General features: G+C 35.2%; 16 protein-coding genes and 1 pseudogene. All 17 read right to left on the bottom strand.

Features of this window, described 5'->3' with window-relative positions:
• Position 1 precedes the first annotated feature (1 nt).
• The gene (locus ACQY44_RS18720; protein WP_428231819.1) at positions 2-1,456 is read right to left on the bottom strand and encodes an LptF/LptG family permease; all 1,455 of its coding nucleotides are present in this window, start codon (positions 1,454-1,456) and stop codon (positions 2-4) included.
• 8 nt (positions 1,457-1,464) lie between these two features.
• Positions 1,465-2,157: a LolA family protein gene (locus tag ACQY44_RS18715; RefSeq protein WP_428231818.1), complete on the bottom strand. Its 693-nt coding sequence runs from the start codon at positions 2,155-2,157 to the stop codon at positions 1,465-1,467.
• A gap of 7 nt (positions 2,158-2,164) precedes the next feature.
• Entirely contained in the window at positions 2,165-4,612 is a 2,448-nt protein-coding gene (locus ACQY44_RS18710; protein WP_428231817.1) for a DNA translocase FtsK, read from the bottom strand.
• A gap of 18 nt (positions 4,613-4,630) precedes the next feature.
• A complete protein-coding gene (locus ACQY44_RS18705) occupies positions 4,631-5,005 on the bottom strand; it encodes a diacylglycerol kinase (RefSeq protein WP_072964539.1) in 375 nt (124 codons plus the stop codon).
• Positions 5,006-5,014: 9 nt separating this feature from the next.
• Positions 5,015-5,512: a thiol peroxidase gene (tpx, locus tag ACQY44_RS18700; RefSeq protein WP_428231816.1), complete on the bottom strand. Its 498-nt coding sequence runs from the start codon at positions 5,510-5,512 to the stop codon at positions 5,015-5,017.
• Between the two features lie 594 nt (positions 5,513-6,106).
• Positions 6,107-6,363: pseudogene (locus ACQY44_RS18695) on the bottom strand (DUF6952 family protein).
• Positions 6,364-6,465: 102 nt separating this feature from the next.
• Complete coding sequence (locus tag ACQY44_RS18690; protein ID WP_072964537.1) at positions 6,466-6,774, bottom strand: thioredoxin family protein; 309 nt, start codon at positions 6,772-6,774, stop codon at positions 6,466-6,468.
• Between the two features lie 208 nt (positions 6,775-6,982).
• Complete coding sequence (locus ACQY44_RS18685; protein ID WP_428231815.1) at positions 6,983-7,621, bottom strand: peroxiredoxin; 639 nt, start codon at positions 7,619-7,621, stop codon at positions 6,983-6,985.
• Positions 7,622-7,757: 136 nt separating this feature from the next.
• Positions 7,758-9,365: a glycoside hydrolase family 3 protein gene (locus tag ACQY44_RS18680; RefSeq protein ID WP_428231814.1), complete on the bottom strand. Its 1,608-nt coding sequence runs from the start codon at positions 9,363-9,365 to the stop codon at positions 7,758-7,760.
• 9 nt (positions 9,366-9,374) lie between these two features.
• Complete coding sequence (locus tag ACQY44_RS18675) at positions 9,375-9,824, bottom strand: GNAT family N-acetyltransferase (RefSeq protein ID WP_428231813.1); 450 nt, start codon at positions 9,822-9,824, stop codon at positions 9,375-9,377.
• A gap of 24 nt (positions 9,825-9,848) precedes the next feature.
• A complete protein-coding gene (locus ACQY44_RS18670) occupies positions 9,849-10,190 on the bottom strand; it encodes a hypothetical protein (protein WP_428231812.1) in 342 nt (113 codons plus the stop codon).
• A 20-nt stretch (positions 10,191-10,210) separates the two neighbouring features.
• Positions 10,211-11,476: an MFS transporter gene (locus ACQY44_RS18665; protein ID WP_428231811.1), complete on the bottom strand. Its 1,266-nt coding sequence runs from the start codon at positions 11,474-11,476 to the stop codon at positions 10,211-10,213.
• Complete coding sequence (locus ACQY44_RS18660) at positions 11,463-13,034, bottom strand: glycoside hydrolase family 10 protein (RefSeq protein ID WP_428231810.1); 1,572 nt, start codon at positions 13,032-13,034, stop codon at positions 11,463-11,465. Before ACQY44_RS18660 ends, ACQY44_RS18665 begins: the two co-directional genes overlap by 14 nt.
• Positions 13,035-13,273: 239 nt before the next feature.
• Positions 13,274-14,482, bottom strand: coding sequence for an anhydro-N-acetylmuramic acid kinase (locus ACQY44_RS18655; protein ID WP_428231809.1), 1,209 nt, complete (start codon positions 14,480-14,482; stop codon positions 13,274-13,276).
• Positions 14,483-14,551: 69 nt separating this feature from the next.
• The gene (locus ACQY44_RS18650) at positions 14,552-16,057 is read right to left on the bottom strand and encodes a sodium:solute symporter (RefSeq protein ID WP_428231808.1); all 1,506 of its coding nucleotides are present in this window, start codon (positions 16,055-16,057) and stop codon (positions 14,552-14,554) included.
• Positions 16,058-16,082: 25 nt separating this feature from the next.
• Positions 16,083-16,904, bottom strand: coding sequence for an N-acetylmuramic acid 6-phosphate etherase (gene murQ / locus ACQY44_RS18645; protein ID WP_428231807.1), 822 nt, complete (start codon positions 16,902-16,904; stop codon positions 16,083-16,085).
• Positions 16,905-16,971: 67 nt separating this feature from the next.
• Positions 16,972-18,249: a RagB/SusD family nutrient uptake outer membrane protein gene (locus tag ACQY44_RS18640; RefSeq protein WP_428231806.1), complete on the bottom strand. Its 1,278-nt coding sequence runs from the start codon at positions 18,247-18,249 to the stop codon at positions 16,972-16,974.
• Positions 18,250-18,252 lie beyond the last annotated feature (3 nt).

Raw genomic sequence — 18,252 nt, 5'->3', positions numbered from 1 at the left:
ATTATTTTTGATTTTGAGCAGGGAAAAACCGCTCCGAAATTTTTTGAAATAGTTGTGAAATTGGAGTTGTAATAGCATCAAAGTTGATTAATCCGTTGTCGTTTGTTGCACGATACGTTAATAATACAGCCAATGGAAGCAATACAAAAGAGGACATCCATGACCCCATAAAAGGAGACATTCCGCCTTCCTGAGAAAGTCTTTTTCCAAAAGTATTGATAAAGTGGAAAGTAATAAAGATTAAAACAGCAAAGACAATTGGCAAACCAAGTCCTCCTTTTCGGATAATAGCACCCAATGGAGCTCCAATAAAGAACATTAAAAAGCAGGCAAAAGCAATTACAAACTTCTCGTATAAAGCAGTTAAATGTTTATTGATTTCTCGTTGTTTGTCTTTTAGATCTTTTTGAGTGGTTTCAATCGAATAAATAGTACTGGTAACATTACTGCTAGCCATTTTCAGAACATCTGATTTCTGTTTGTTTGTATATAAAGATAGAATATTGTTAGGTAACTGCTTTTTCTTTTTATCAGTCTTTATCGGAATTGGAGATTTTCTAATTCCAACACGCTGATTGATATTCTCTGAAAAAGAAATAACCTCATTTTCCAGATTTTTGTTCAATGAGTCTAAAGTGTACCGTAATTCATTAACATTCAGCATCGCGTTAGTGCTGCCTATGTTTTCTTTATCTTCATCAACTTTGTTTAATTCAGATAAATCAATGTTGATAATCTGTTTTTTAAACGCCGCTTTTATAAAAGGTAATTTCGCCCGATCTTCATATTTTTTTGGAGTAACGTCCTGATAGTAATAACCATCATTTAATACTAGTTTTAAAATACTGGACTTTTCACTACTCATTAATTTACCATTCTTAGCCTTAATAACAGTTTTGTTTTCGCCAACGTTATTTGGTTTTTCATGAATAGTAACTCCGGTCAGAATATTTCCGTTCTCACCGGACTTTTTGTTTACTTTGATGTTATAAAAGCCAACATCATTAAACTGACCTTCAGCAATTGCCATTGCAGGTTTGGCTTGGGCAATATTTTTTCGAAAATTGATGAATTTATATTCCGCATACGGAATCACATTGTTGGCAAACCAAAAGGCAACGATACTTAAAACAAAGATAAAAACGATCAAAACACGCATTGCTCTTTGAAGGGATATCCCTGAAGATTTCATGGCTGCGAATTCATAATTCTCGGCTAAGTTTCCAAATGTCATAATCGATGCAAGTAAAACCGACAATGGTAAAACCAACGGAATTATTCGGGGCATTGAGAATAAGAGGAATTTTACAATCAAAATCAAATCCAGATCTTTACCTGCAAGTTCAGAGATAAAGAGCCAGACAGTTTGAAGTATAAATATAAAAAAAAGGATTACAAATACCGTAGCAAATGTAATCAGGAATGTCTTTAGTAAATATTTGTCTAAAATTTTCAACCTTGTAATTAGTCTAATTTATTGATGTAGTATTTTGGATATTTGCTCGCTACAAATGTAAATTGATTTTTTGATAAAGGCTGATTGGTTTTAAAAGAATTAACGGTTAAAGTGGTTTTTGTTCCGTTTTTACCTGTTTCAATTAAATTGTAGATGTGTTTTGTTTGAATGTCAATACCTAAAAGGATTTCTTTTCTTTGGTCTTTTGCATTTGTAGGCGCTAATTTGATGTATTGAATTTTTCTTCCTTTTACGTTTTGTACAATATCCATATTGTATTTGTAACCGGAGTTAAAAAAAGTAAGCATTTTTGATGGTGTTATGGCAGCATCATCTTTTTCGTTGACTTTAGAAACAGTAACTTCTTCGTCTTCAGGGACAATCGTATATGTTTTTTGACCATCAAAGATTTTAGTAACGCCCATAAAATTCAATACATATTGATTGCCTTTCATCGTTACGTTTCCTTTACTGTCCTGATTGATGTTTTCTTTGGTGTTGTTCAGGGAATATTTAAAATCAATAACAATATTATCGTAGCTTTTTATCTTGGCAGTCACTTCGTTCAATAAATCTTTGGCTTTTTTATCCTGAGCCTGAATAGAAGTGAAGCTCAATAGCAATATAACGGCCATTTGAAAGCACTTTTTAGTCATCTTAGTAATAGAATTGTTTTGGATTTCCTGAATTTTTGTTTTCATGATGGGATTAATTTTGTTCATTATTAAAAAATTGATCAAGAGCACTTAAATCAGATATGTTCACACTTCTTGCTTTACTGCCTTCAAATGGTCCAACAATTCCAGCTGCTTCCAGCTGATCGATCAAACGACCGGCCCTGTTGTACCCTAATTTTAATTTTCTTTGCAATAATGAAGCAGAACCTTGTTGTGCATTGACAATAATCTCAGCAGCTTCTCTAAATAAAGTATCTCTTTCGGAAATATCCATATCAAGATTAATGCCAGTTTCTTCCCCAACAAACTCCGGAAGCAAATAAGCTGTGGCATATGCTTTTTGCGAACCAATAAAATCCGTAATTTTTTCGACCTCAGGAGTATCAATGAAAGCACATTGTACACGTACCACATCATTTCCGTTGGTATATAATAAATCTCCACGTCCAATTAACTGATCAGCTCCCTGAGTATCCAGAATAGTTCTGGAGTCAATTTTAGAGGTTACCCTAAAAGCAATTCTAGCAGGGAAATTCGCTTTAATTAAACCTGTAATAACATTAACAGAAGGTCTTTGTGTGGCAATAATAAGGTGAATACCAATAGCACGCGCCAATTGAGCCAGACGCGCAATCGGGATTTCGACTTCTTTACCGGCAGTCATAATCAAATCGGCGAACTCATCGACAACCAATATTATATAAGGTAAAAATCGGTGGCCGGCCTCAGGATTTAATTTTCGGGCTTTAAATTTATCGTTGTATTCTTTGATATTACGAACCATCGCATCTTTTAATAACGAATAACGATTATCCATTTCAACACAAAGTGAGTTCAAGGTATTGACTACTTTTGCATTGTCAGTAATAATTGCATCATCAGTATCGGGAAGTTTGGCTAAATAATGTCTTTCAATTTTATTAAATAATGTTAACTCCACTTTTTTAGGGTCAACCAAAACAAATTTAACTTCGGCTGGATGTTTTTTGTATAGAAGTGATGTTAAAACAGCATTTAATCCAACAGATTTTCCTTGTCCGGTAGCTCCTGCCATCAATAAGTGGGGCATTTTGGCTAAATCGACAACAAATGTTTCGTTCGAAATTGTTTTTCCTAAAGCAATTGGTAATTCCATTTCAGCTTCCTGAAATTTCGCTGATCCAATAACGCTTTTCATAGAAACCATGGTTGGATTCTTGTTTGGCACCTCGATACCAATTGTTCCTTTTCCTGGAATTGGTGCAATAATACGAATTCCTAATGCCGAAAGTGATAAGGCAATATCATCTTCTAAACTTTTAATTTTAGAGATTCTGATTCCGGCTTCCGGAACAATTTCGTATAAAGTTACCGATGGACCAACGGTTGCTTTGATCTGGGCAATTTCAATTTTGTAGTTGCGAAGTGTATCTACAATTTTGTTTTTATTTTCTTCTAATTCTTCCTGATTGATCGTAATTCCGCCCGTCGAATATTCTTTTAATAAATCGATGGTTGGGAATTTATAATTTGATAAATCTAAAGTTGGGTCAAATAATCCAAAATCAGCAACTAAACGAGAAGCCAGATTTTCTTCAATAATATCTTCTTCCTCGGCTTTTTCGATAACAAATTCTTCTGTGTGTACCACAGGAGCGACTGTTGTCGGTTTTATTTCCATTTGAAGTGGTTTTGCAACCGGATTCAAATCGATTTCAGAAGAATGATTTATAGTAGGTTTTAAGGCTTCTTTGTTGATCTCGAATTGTGTAACATCAGATTTTAAATGAATATTGTCTAATTCGGGATCCTCTTCAATAGCAAATTCTTCGAGATTATAAGCACTTTCTGCCTGTTGAGGCTTTAGAGAACCTAATTCTGATTTTAATTCCCTTTTTGTAGAATCAAAATAGGACTGAATTTTCTCCGGAGATAATTTAATTTTAAAGATCAAATAGATGATTAAACCGAAAAGCAACGTCAATAAAGTGCCTGTTTTTCCGATATAATCCTGAAGGAATAAATTCAGTTCATAACCAATTGTTCCGCCCAATTCAGGTGCTGAAGTGGCGAAAAATCCGAACAAAACGGAGATGATGATAATGGCAAATAAATCCCAGAACCAGATGCCTTTTAGTTTTTTTAGAGACAATTCTAAAGCTAAGAACATTCCGGTAAGAAAAAATAGGCGTACCAGTACAAAAGAAGCAATTCCAAAACCTCTGTATACAAGTAGGTCAGCAAGATAAGCGCCGAATTTTCCGAGCCAGTTTTGCACTATTTCAGAACGATAGCCAAGCTGGCTTACTGCACTTTGGTCCGTCTGCCATTGTCCGTTGACATAAAAAGAAATAAATGCGACTAATAATGAGATAGAAAACAGTACCAAAAGACATCCCAAAACAAAACGTTGCTGTTTGTTGGGCCTCCAAGATTTTAGTGTCTCAGTTTTTGGTTCGTTTTTTTTGTCTACTGTTTCTTTTTTTGTTGTTTTTGCCATTCTTGCGTTTCCTGTTGCCTATATGAATTTTGGGATATAAATGATCAAGCCTATTGCTATTGCTGTCATTGCGGCAAAAAATACCGCCCCTGCAGCAATATCTTTAATAAAACCGATTCTTTCATGATAATTAGGATGAATAAAATCGGCAATTTTTTCAACTGCCGTATTTAGTCCTTCAACACTTAAAACTAAACCAATGGCTAAGGTTTGACATAGCCATTCGGTTTGTGAAATATGAAAATAGAATCCGGCAATGGTCATTAAAATTCCCAATGAGAATTGAACCATAATGCTGTGTTCTGTTCGAATAAGTTTTACAGCTCCGTTAAAAGCATACGTCATGCTTTTTAATCGGCCTGTAACAAAAGTATTATCTTTTTGAAATTCCATTTATAGGTATTATAGTGCTGCTAAAGCTGCTTCGTAATTTGGTTCGTTTGCAATTTCAGCAACTTGTTCCGTATGAGTGATTTTTCCATTTTCATCAACAACAATAATAGCTCTTGAGTGTAAACCTGCTAAAGGCCCGTCAACAATTTCTAAACCATTTGTTTTACCAAAAGTTCCTGCCTGAAAATCAGATAAGTTTACTACATTTTCTAATCCTTCAGCTCCACAAAAACGTTTTTGAGCAAATGGTAAATCTCTTGAAATGCATAAAACAGTTGTGTTTTCTAAACCACTTGCGCTTTCGTTGAATTTTCTAACAGAAGTTGCACAAGTTCCTGTGTCAACACTTGGAAAAATATTTAAAACTAATTTTTTTCCTGCGAAGTTACTTAATGAAGCAACTGACAAATCGTTTTGTACTAATTTGAAATCAGCTAGTTGTGATCCAACTGTTGGTAATTCGCCTGAAGTATGAATAGGATTTCCTCCCAATGTTATTGAAGCCATGATTTTTAATTTTTTATGAGGTTCAAAAGTAAGGATTAATATTTGAATCTAAAAGTATTTGTTGTCGTTGTGAACAGAATTAGGCGAGTTTTAAGATTAGCAGAAATTCCGGTTGATGGCACGCAGATTTTAAGGATTTAAACGGATTTGTTAGGATTAAATTGCGGGGAGTTTATTGTTCTTATTTTGTCTGTCTGAATGGAGCCGAAGACCTTTTGTACCTTGAAGCCTTCGACTTCGCCTCAGGGTGACAGTTGTTTCTTGTGTGATCCTTCCTTGCGTCTGGATGACAAGATTACTGTTATGTTACTAAGATGCCCGCGAGAGGGATAGGAGCAGGCTACCGAAGTAGCGCGGATAGCCCGACAACATTTGAGAAAGTGGGCGAATGTAGATAAAGTATTTTGGCCCACTTTTTTAAATGGTGTCTCGCCCGGATGGTTTTAATTTTTAGACTTTGATTGAGGAGTTTCTTGTGATCCTTCGACTTCGTTCAGGATGAAAAGATTATGCTGAAAAGTGGAAATAAAAAAAACGCTCTCTTGGAATGAAAGCGTTTTTCAGGTCATGTTTTCTTTAATTTGTAGTGCTCGATTATTTATCGATAGAGCCTAAAACACGTTTCATGAACGCATTTAAAGCTTCTTTTTTATCAGTACCCTGAACTACCATTTTGTGTACTTCAAGTGCGCCATACATATTGGATATTAATTCGCCAATTACATCTAATTCTTCATCTTTTAGAGAAGGAATTTCAGTCATTGCTTCGAGAACTTCAATCGTTTCAATGATATAATCCTGATCGTTTCTTCGATAAATTGGGTCAGTTGCTTTATTACGGGTAATTTCATTTTCTATATTTTTAGATTGTTAGACTACTTAGACCTTTTAGACCTTTTCAAATTTTCAGAAATCTAAGTAGTCTAAAAATCTAAGCAAGTCTCATAATCTAATTAAGCAATAGCGTTTACCAGGTCGATTAAAACTTCTTGTTTGTTGGTTTGAGTTTCTCCAACTAATTTTCCGTTTACGAAAGTGGCGAATGTTGGCAAGTTGCTTACATTGGCTAATTTTCTTGATTCCGGAGCATTTTCAGCATCAACCAAAACAAAAGTGATAGCTTCATTTTCTGTGGCTAATTTTTTGAATTTTGGTTTCATAATACGGCAATTTCCACACCATGAAGCTGAATATTGTACTACTACTTTTTCGTTTTTAGCAACTAAATCTGCTAACGTATCTTCGTTTAAGTCGATTAACATTTGTTTATTTTTTAGGGTTCAAAGTGGCAAAGGCTCAAAGGGACAAAGTTTTTGAAACTTTGTTTGTCTTCGTTGCTGTTCTACTCTGTTAAATTTTGAATGATTTAAAGTGGCAAAGGTTCAGGGGGTGTTAAGTTTAGAACTTAGTAAATCGCAGCAAAAAACCTTTGCTACTTGTACCTCTGAACCTTTGTACCTTTATAAAAAATTAGTTTGCGCTTAAGTATTCAGCAGTACTGATTCTGTCAGCGCTCATTGCTTCTTTACCAGCTTCCCAGTTTGCAGGACAAACTTCTCCTTTTTCCTGGATGTGAGTATACGCATCAACCATACGTAAGTATTCGTTTACGTTACGGCCTAATGGCATATCGTTTACACTTTCGTGGAAGATTTTACCAGTTTCGTCAATAAGGTAAGTAGCTCTGAAAGTTACATTTGAACCTTCGATGATAACTGAATCAGTTTCTTCGCTGTATTCTGTAGATTCGATATCAAGGATACCTAAAATATTAGCTAAGTTACGGTTTGTATCTGCTAAGATTGGGTACGTTACACCTTCGATTCCACCATTGTTTTTTGGAGTATTTAACCAGGCAAAGTGTACTTCGTTTGTGTCGCATGAAGCTCCGATAACGATAGTATTTCTTTTTTCAAATTCTGGTAATGCAGCTTGAAAGGCGTGTAATTCAGTTGGGCATACAAAAGTAAAATCTTTTGGGTACCAGAACAATAATACTTTTTTGTTGTTGTTTACTGCTTCTTCAAAGATGTTGATTTTTAAATTATCACCCATTTCTGAGATAGCATCTACTGCAATACTTGGGAATTTTTTTCCTACTAAAGACATATTTTTCGTTTTACGTTAAAAATTTATTTCTGGTGCAAAAGTAGGTCATAACTAAGTGCACTTGCAATAAGAAGTGATTATAAATATTTATATATTGATAGTATTTGGCTATTGTTCGGGTTTTTGTTTTTATAACTTATTGTAAGTCAATATTTACAGGTAGTTTTCCGCTACAAGTTGCGTTTTCAAGAAATTGAATTCCTGCATTTTTTTGAAACTCATTAAAGTCCTGGTACACCTGAATTAATCCCGAAGCCTTTTTAAGATTAGGGATAATAGGCAATGCGTAAGGATTTCCGAAAACGTAAAGGATACATTTTTTAGTTTGCAATAAGTTTGAAACTAATGCTAAAACTTCATCATCAATTTCAAAATTATTCATAGGTTTTGCCTTTGGAACAAACAATGCAATAATAATAGTTTCGAATTTTTCTAATTCTGCTGCAATAGATTTTATATCAGAAGTTTCTAAGTTTTCGAACGCAAATTCAGGAGATTCTAATGTTGAATTTAAAGTATGGAAGAAAGTATTATCGATATTCTTGTATAAACTTAATTTCGCTAATTGATTGTTTTTCTGTGCTTCAAAAGCTAATGCTGTATTCTGGTTGTTGATAATCTTTGTGATTGAATTCTGAGCAATTTCAAAATTTAGTGCTGAAGCTTTTTCGAAGTTCAATTCACCTGAAGTAAAAGTGTCATCAGAAAGTATTCCCACTTTTTCTTTAGCGTTCATGATTCTGTTGTAGCTTTCTTCAATACGTTCCGGAGAAGCATTTTTAAGGATGGCCTGAATACCTTCTGGAACATTTTCGGCAAAGCATAAAATATCATTTCCGGCGTTGAAAGCTTCCCATTCCAGTTCTCCTTTGATGTCGTAAAGTTTAGAAACGCTGTGCATGTTAAGGGCATCAGAAATTACCAAACCATCATAACCCAGTTGCTGGCGTAAAAGTATTTCGATAATAGGTTTTGATAGAGTAGCCGAGGTATTTTTTCCGTCATTTAAACTCGGAACAGCCAAATGTCCGATCATAATTGAGTCGACATTGTTTTCGATTCCTTTAATGAAAGGATATAATTCGTTTTCTAATAATTCTTCTAAAGTTTCATTTAAAACAGGTAATCCTAAATGCGAATCGACATTGGTGTTTCCGTGTCCGGGAAAGTGTTTCAGGCAACCCAAAATGCCAACTTCTGACATTCCTTTAAGGTATTCTACAGAAAAATCAGCAACTTTTTGTTTGTCTTCACCAAAAGAGCGATACCCAATAACCGGATTATTCGGGTTGTTATTGATATCTGCCAATGGTGATAAATTATAATGAATTCCGGCTGCTTTCAGGTCTAAACCAATTTGTTTTCCGACTTCATAGACCAATTTTGATTTATTCTCCGGTAAAGCGCCAAGAGTAATTGCATAAGGATATTGAGGCGTTTTTTCGATGCGCATGGCTAAACCCCATTCGGCGTCAATACTTATTAAAAGTGGAGTAGGCGCTGCTTTTTGGTAACGAACAATGAGATCTTTTATTTTTTGATAACTATCGTCATTGAAAACAATTTTCTTTTTGCTTTCGAAATTGGTTGCTGCGCTGGCACGACTGTGAAAAAAAGTCAATCCGCCAATATTATGTTCTTTTATTAAACGTTCAGTTTCCTGAATATTTTCCTCGCTATCGTTTATGAATACTGCGGGAAAAAAGAATTGTCCCACTTTTTGTATTAAGGTCTGGTTTTTCATGTTTTGTTATTATAAAGCTTTTTTCATGCAAACACTATTATCCATACTTTCATAGGGAGGATAATTAGGGATTACAGAATAGCCTAGTTTTTGGTATAAATTAATAGCTTCGGGTTGATTTTTTCCTGTTTCCAGAATGGTGTATTTATAATTTACTTCAGCAGCCCAATGCTCTAAGTCGGCTAAAATAGAAGATGCAATTCCTCTTTTGCGATAATCAGGATGTACAAACATGCGCTTGATTTCAACCGTATCACTTTCTTTTTCCCTAAAAGCACCGCAACCCACTGCAATATCATTTTCATAAAAAACGATAACATGTTTTATTGTATCGGTTTTATTAAATTGATTATAAAAGCTATGGTCTTCTCCGTCTCTGATTTTTAAATCCTGATCTAATAAAACAACCAGATTTTTAAAATCGATATCGTCAGAATTCGTTCTTTTTAAGGTAATCATGATAAAATAGGCTAAAAGTTATTCTTATTTAAGCTTGCTCTTCTTTTGTTTGGCAAGCTGAGTTTTGGTGTGTAAGGCTTTTTCGAGTCGGTTTTTGAAACGGAAAAGCTTAGGCAGGCCTTCCAGACGGTCTTCCAGAGTAATTTCTTCGTACACGATAATAGCTTTTTCTAATACCCGAATCTCATTGTCGAGATCTAGTTGGTTTTTGTAGAGGGTTGCCAATCGATCGTAAGGATGATTTCCTTTAAAACCTTCGGTAATATTTTCTTCGTATAACGCAATTGCTTTCTCAATCACTCCTGCTTTTTCAAATTCAATTGCTTTCAGGTTTCGTTCAACCTGGATGTTTTCATTGATTTCCATGGGCGTTATATGTATAGCTGTTATGCTGTTTTTTTACCGAAATCTTTTGGGAAAGTTATAAATCGGGATAAAATGATTCCGGGAATTGTAGCCAGAAATACCCAAATAAAGAAATTTCCGTAGCCTAAATATTTTTGAATGAAACCGCTTAGCATACCAGGTAACATCATTCCCAAGGCCATAAAACCGGTTGCAAGAGCATAATGTGCTGTTTTTGATTCTCCTTCTGCTACATGAATTAAATACATCATAAATGCTGCAAAACCAAAACCGTAACCAAATTGTTCAATTATGACAACTGCGTAGATATAATAAACTGAAGCAGGATGAAAATGTGCCAATAATATGAAGCCAATAATAGGCAAATGCATTGTCAGAATCATAGGCAACATCCATTTGGTAAGGCCTTGTTTAGAAATAGCTATTCCGCCTAAAATCCCCCCAATAGTTAAAGCTGCAACGCCAAATGTTCCATAAATGATTCCGACATCCTGAGTATCTAATCCCATTCCTCCCACACTTATGGGATCAATTAAAAAAGGACTTAACATTTTAATTAATTGCGATTCCCCTAATCTAAACAATAATATAAAAGCCAATATTAAACCAATTTGTTTTTTCTTGAAAAAGCTGATAAAGATGGTTATGAAGCTTTTCTCGTTAACGTCTTTTGGTTTTTCTCCCGCATTTATTTCTGTTCTTGGAGTCGAAAAATAATTATAGACTGTAATAAAAGTCATTAGCAAACCAACAAAAATCATAGTATAAGACCATGCCTTAGTGTTGTCTCCGTATTTATGTTCGAGATAGCCTGCCAAAAGCACGATTAATCCGTTTCCGGCCAACATCGAAAGTCTGTAAAAGGTACTTCTGATTCCTATAAAAAAAGATTGTTTGTCTTCTGGTAATACTAACAAATAAAATCCGTCACTGGCAATATCATTTGAGGCTGATGCAAAAGCAGCAACCCAAAAAATCGCCAATGTCATCATGAAAAAACCGCTGGCAGGGATGGTGAATCCAACCAATAAAAAGGCAATTGAAATAATCAGCTGCATCGATAAAAACCATTTTCTTTTGGTTCCTACAATTTCGATAAGCGGACTCCAAAGCGGTTTTATAACCCAGGGCAAATACAATAAACTGGTGTAGACGCCAATATCTTCATTTGAAATTCCCAGATTTTTATACATAATTACCGAAACTGAGATAATTACGGCATAAGGTAAGCCAGATGCAAAATTGAGAAGCGGAATCCAGAACCAGGGTTTGTTATCTGTTTTCATTAGGTTGAGCAGGGGAATAGATTTTAAATGTCTTTTTTAAGTCAATAGCAGTTGGTGTACTTTCGTTTGCAAAATAATCAATAAAGGTTACAGCGCAAGCTTTGTACTGATTCATTTTTTCAGCTGGAATAGAAAACTGAATCGTTCCGTTGGTTTCACAAACGGTAATTTTATCAATTATTTTTGAAGGATCGTTAATGTCTACTTTCGATGTGCTTTCGCCTCCGTAAATTACCATGTAACGTACCTTTGTATTCAACGGAGCCTTGATATTGAAAGCGTAATGTACACTGTCTTTTTGATATTCATTTACGACCGGAATATCAATGACGATGTGTTTTAAATTAGGTACCGGAGCAGGAAGCGCAGGATATTTGTATTGGTTTTCTTCTAAAATACGTACAAGATCAAAGTTTTTGTTCATGAACCATTTTGAACTGAAATAAGCACTTCCGCCTACTTTTTTGAAACTTCTGGCAAAATCAATCTGAGTTGGGATTTCATTTACAAAGTTCCAGCTTTTATCGCTGTCACCTCTGATTTTGTAAGAAGCATGACCTATATAAAGTGCTGTATTATTAGAGTTTTCAGACCACCATTTTACTAGTTTAGAATAAGAAGCCCTCGGGTTGTTCATACTCCAATACAATTGAGGCAGGATATAATCGATCCATTTTTGGTCCATCCATAAAACCGGATCTGCGTATAAATCATCGTAGTTAGAAGTTGATTGTGTTTCAGAACCTTTAGGATCTACTGATTTGTTTCGCCAAACTCCAAACGGACTAATTCCGAATTGAACCCAGGGTTTGCTGGCTTTGATTGTAGTTGAAATCGTGTGTACAAAATTGCTCACATTCGCACGACGCCAATCAGCAAGGCTTAATCCTGCGCCATATTTTCTAAAGGATGCCGTATCATTAAATACTTTCCCCGGAACAGTGTAAGGATAAAAATAATCATCAAAATGAATCGCGTCGATATCGTATTTATCAACAACTTCTTTTACGACTTTGGTTAGATGTTCCTGAACCTCAGGCAATGCAGGGTCGTAATATATTTTTCCGGCATATTCTATCATCCATTCCGGATGTTTGAATACGTCGTTATTGGGACTTAATTGTTGCTTGTTTAAGTCGAAAGTAGCGCGATACGGATTTAGCCACGCATGAAACTCAAAACCTCTTTTGTGTGCTTCTTCAATCATCCAGGCCAATGTATCATAATACGGATTTGGAGCCTGACCTTCTTTACCTGTTAAGAAACGCGACCAGGGTGCCAGTTCTGACGGATAAAAAGCATCTCCAACACTTCTGATCTGAACAATTACGGCGTTATAATTTAGCTTTTTATACGCATCTAAAATTTCTAAATAATCTGCTTTTTCTTTTTCAACACCGTCACTAGCTGTTTTTGGCCAGTCGATATTGACCACAGTCGCAATCCATACGCCTCTGAATTCGTTTTTAGGGTATAGTATTTTTTCTTGTGAATTGGCGCCCCAATTAAAGAACAATAAAAATAGTATAGAGAATATGAAGTGCTGATTTTTATGCATTTTAATCTTTTTTAACAGAAACCAAAAATAGTTTTTTTAGCGGACTATTTGAAATTATAATTTTGATCTGATATTTTTATCGTTTACACCTTAAAAATCATGCCTTTTTTATAAAAATACCTAAGATTAAACTCCAAAGTAGAATCTATAGTATAAAGTATGCTACAAATACTGGTATTTGATTTTCGAAAATAGAGCTAATCAAAAAAGAATAGGCGTACTTATAAATGTACAATGATTTAATCAGGCAGTGAAATTTTGCCCATAGTAACAGACGGTATTCCTTTTTGAGTACCAAAATTAAATCCGTCTCCAGCGACTGTTTCATTGGCCAAAATGGCAAACAAAACGGCTTCTTTGGCATCTCCGGAAATGCCGAGATCATCACTTCTGTAAAAACTACAAGGCAATAATTCTTTTAGCCATTTTACTAATAACGGATTATGTGTGCCTCCTCCAGACATATAAATTTTGAAATCTTCAAGTTGATAGGAAGAACTTTTTACAGAATATTGAATGGCTTCAGCAATTGTTTCAGCACTAAATCGGGTTAAAGTAGCTAATAAATCAGGAGCTGAAATATTGTTGATATTGCTTTTTGAGAGCGCTGCTTTTACATATTCAGCTCCAAAAAGTTCCGGTCCAATTGTTTTTGGGAACTTTTGAGAGAAAAAAGCATTGTCTTTCAGATTGTCTAATAAAACTTCATTCACCGTTCCTTGTTGGGCTATTTCAGCGTCTTTGTCATAGCTTTTTTCAGGATAATATTGTTTTACAAAAAGATCAATTAAAGTATTTCCGGTTCCTGTATCCGTTACAAAAGTTTCTTTTGGATTTAAAGAAGCGGGTAAAAAGGTAAAATTGGCAATACCTCCCATGTTAAGCATAATACGGTTTTCTCCTTTCTTTCCAAATAAAAAATAATCGCCATAAACAGCTAAAGGAGCACCTTCGCCACCAGCTGCAATATGTTTTTGTCTAAAATCTGACAAAGTGATGATTCCGGTTTTTACGGCAATATGATCCCCATCTCCGATTTGTAAAGTAGCGTTTGGAAATTTTTCCTGTTGGTGCAAAAACTTAGGGGCATGCAAAACAGTTTGTCCGTGCGAAGCGATCAGATCGACTTCTTGTGAGGATATATTCCATTTTTGAAGACAATTGTTGATCATGTCAGCATGCAAAAGACCAATCCATTCGTTGAGTACAACCAAGTGTTGAAAATCGATATTTTTCTTAGCAAAAACTTTACGGATTTCTATTTTGATCTCTTCGGAATAATCAACCGTTTCAAATTGACTTACCTTGACTTTGGTGTTTTCGCCGGAACCTGAAATTTCGCATAAAGCAATATCGAGTCCGTCAAGAGAGGTTCCTGACATTAACCCAATGATTTTTCGGGTTTCTTTTTGGGCAATTTTATAAAGTGCTTTAATATTTTTATTCATGAAAATTGAATTTTATGAAAACAGTTTCAATTGAAATGCTAAAATCAGATTAATTTGGATACAAACTACTTAAAAGGATATTTTTTCTTCAGAAGTGCTGCTGGTAAAATAAAGTCCAATATAAGTAAAAAGTCCGTTTAGTATTATCAGTTCATTATCAAATGTATATCCAAAAAGTGAAGCTGAATGTTCGCTAATAAAATAAGTCAAAATAGGCGCCACGATACACAGTACGGGAACTAATTTGTCATTTACACGTCTTGATTTTTGCAATAATCCAAAAGCGTATAATCCTAATAATGGTCCGTAAGTGTAAGAAGCCGCTTTGAAAATCAGGGCTACTACAGAACTGTCGTTGAAAGAATTTAAAACAATAATCACGAGAAACAACAATATAGAAAACCCGAAATGAACCAAATGTCTTCTTTTTACATTATTCGTATTAGAGGCGTTCTCCGTTTTGTCCATTCCCATAAAGTCTACACAAAATGAAGTTGTCAGAGCGGTTAGAGCGGAATCTGTTGTTGCAAAAGTGGCGGCTATAATTCCTAAAAGAAAAATAAAAGCGGGAACAAGTGATAAATGATTGAGCGCAATTTCAGGAAAAAGTAAGTCGGTTCTTGGTTTATTAGTTACGAAGTCAAGCGGTACCGAAATTCCGTTTTTATTTGCATAGATGTACAATAAAGCGCCTAAACTTAAAAAAATAATATTGATCAGTACAAATACGCCTGTAAAAGTAAACATGTTTTTTTGTGCTTCTCCAATGTTTTTACAGCTCAGGTTTTTTTGCATTAAATCCTGGTCAAGGCCCACCATGGCAATAGTAACAAAAATTCCCCCCAGAATTTGTTTTACAAAATGATATTTACTGTTCATGAAATCATCAAAGAAAAATACTTGCGAATAATTACTTTTTCTAATGGTCGAAATAGATTCTATGACACTCAAATTAAGGCTGTCGCAAACAAAATAAATCGTGATAAAAACAGAAGTAACCAAAAAGAAAGTTTGTAAAGTATCTGTAATGATAATCGTTTTTAAACCACTTTTATAAGTGTATAAAAAAATAAGGGTTAAGGCCAGGAATACCGTCATTGGAAATGGGATTCCATAATAATCAAAAACATAACGCTGCAAAACAATAATCACCAGATACAATCTAAAAGCCGAACTTACGGTTCTGCTTACCAGGAAAATCGAAGCCGCAGTTTTGTAACTGTTCACACCCATTCTTTGTTCGATATAGCTGTAAATAGAAGTCAGGTTCATGCGGTAATAGAGTGGAAGCAATACTTTGGCAATGATGATAAAACCGATAGCGTTTCCTAATACAAACTGAAAATATTTAAATTGTTCTCCGTTTGGCGATCCCACTTCACCCGGAACCGAAATAAATGTAACTCCGGATAATGCAGTACCAATCATACCAAAAGCGACTAAGTACCATTTCGAGTTTTTATTGGCTTTAAAAAACGAATCGTTGTCTTGTCCTTTTTTGCTGATCACATGCGAAATCAATAGCAAAAGACCAAAATAGACGACTATAAAAATTAATATTGTGCTTGAAGACATTTTGGTTTTGAGTTAGTTGTGGAAATTATTTTTTAGCATTATGATCTAACAAAACAGCTCGTACACTTTTGTGTTTTTGAAGAAGTTCTGCTGCTAAATCAGACTCGATGCTGAGTTCTTCCATGATCATTTTAATGGCTCTTTTAACTAATTTTTCGTTAGATAATTGCATGTCTACCATTTTGTTGCCTTTGATTTTTCCCAATTTAATCATAACCGAGGTAGAAATCATATTTAAGGTCAATTTTTGAGCAGTTCCGGCTTTCATACGGGTACTTCCGGTTAAAAATTCCGGTCCAACAACAACTTCTATCGGGTGATCTGCAACCTGAGCGATAAGACCATCGCTGATACAGGAAATACTTCCGGTTTTAATATTGTTTTCTTTTGCTTTTTCAAGTCCGCCTAATACATAAGGAGTGTTGCCAGACGCTGCAATTCCAATAATAAAATCCAAACTCGAAATTTGATATTGAGCCAAATCTTTCCAGGCTTGTTCTTTATCATCTTCGGCATTTTCAACTGCTTTTCTAATAGCAGTATCTCCTCCTGCAATAATACCAATAATCATGTCATGTGGCACTCCAAAAGTAGGGGGACATTCAGAAGCATCCAGAATTCCAATCCGACCTGAAGTTCCGGCTCCAATGTAAAACAATCTTCCGCCAAGCTGCATTTTTTTTACGATCGCTTTTACCAGTTTTTCAATTTTGGGAATTTGCTGTTCGATAATGTGCGGTACCTTTTTATCTTCGGTATTGATGTTGTTGAGAAGTTCTTTGACAGTCATTTGGTCTAAATCTTTGTATAAAGATTCTTGCTCAGTTTCAGGATTTTTATTTTTCATAACAAATAAATTGTGGTTATAGTATAAAAAATCGAGGCATCACAGGATGCCTCGATTTTAGGAGGTCTTATATTGCGGGATCAGCAGGGGTATTAGAGTTATTGTTTCTTTCAGAATCCGGATAAGGATACCAGTTGCGGTTTCTTTCGGCTCCGGTTGTTCCGGCAGCAGGACGTTCAAATCGTCTGCTGTCTTCGAATTTTAGACCTGACATGTACATTTCGATGCAACGGTTTCTGTAAATTTCAGTCAAAACAGCAGCTTTGGTAACTACTCCGGTATATGGCGCAAGATTTGCTCCAATCCCGTAAGCATCTGCTGCTGCAGTTTTAGTCAAAACTTTATTTAGTTCAATAACAGCTTGGGGCAAATTATCTTTTCTGGCATATGATTCCGCTACAATTAGCGTCATTTCACCAGGTAAATAAACAGGGATTGGTTTTAAATTAGAATCAAAAAAACCAGTTGCAGTTGTAGGATTTGAACCTGGTTTAATATAAAAATTCAATCTTCCGTCAGCACTTGCAGGGGCTAAAGCTGTTGGTAATCCCAATGTCAAATCGACTGGTTGAAATACATTGTTGGTCGTAATAGAAACGTAAGCGATTGGATTAGGACTAATTTGATCAAATGCAAATACAGATTTTACTGTAAGATCAACTTTTCCTGCATATGCGATAGCATTGTCATAATCCCCAATCATTAAATATGTTCTGGCTAAAAGGGCATAAACAGTATTTTTATAGTTAATAGTAGTTACTAAACCTGAAACTCCGGTTGCCTTATCCAGAAAAGGTTCTGTTGCTTTTAATATTTTAATCGCTTCGTTTAAGACATCAGTTCTGGTATCAAAAGTGGCATTTTTAGCCGTTTTTAAAGGAACGCTCTGAAAATATTGAACAAGAGTGGTGAGCGCCATTGCCTTAAAAATAGTAGCATGAACGAGAACGCTTGCTTTTTCAGTTTCTGCCGTCAAAACATCAATATGATCAATTACTTTTTGCGATTCGGATTTGATGACCAAACATTGTGACCATAGATTATTTACAACAGCATTTTTTGTAGAAAGTACGTCACCGCCCACAGAAAGTTCTCCCTCGTCAACATTTCCGGCGTTTATAAGTCGGAGTTCTTTTGTTGTAAATCCGTTACCGGTAATCGTATTGTAAACCGGACTTGTTCTGTCAACACTCCAAAGTTGCTGCAATCCGTTTGCGGCACCAATGATTCCTTCTCTGGAACCAAAAACTAATTCCTGAGAGGGTTTGGTTGGGTCTAAATAATCTTCGTTGCAGCTGATTAAAAGGGATGCAAAAGCTATTATAGGGATGAATATTTTTTTCATGAT

It is taken from the genome of Flavobacterium sp. (assembly GCF_965277525.1).
Taxonomy (GTDB): domain Bacteria; phylum Bacteroidota; class Bacteroidia; order Flavobacteriales; family Flavobacteriaceae; genus Flavobacterium.
This window is presented reverse-complemented; position numbering and strand designations above follow the sequence as displayed.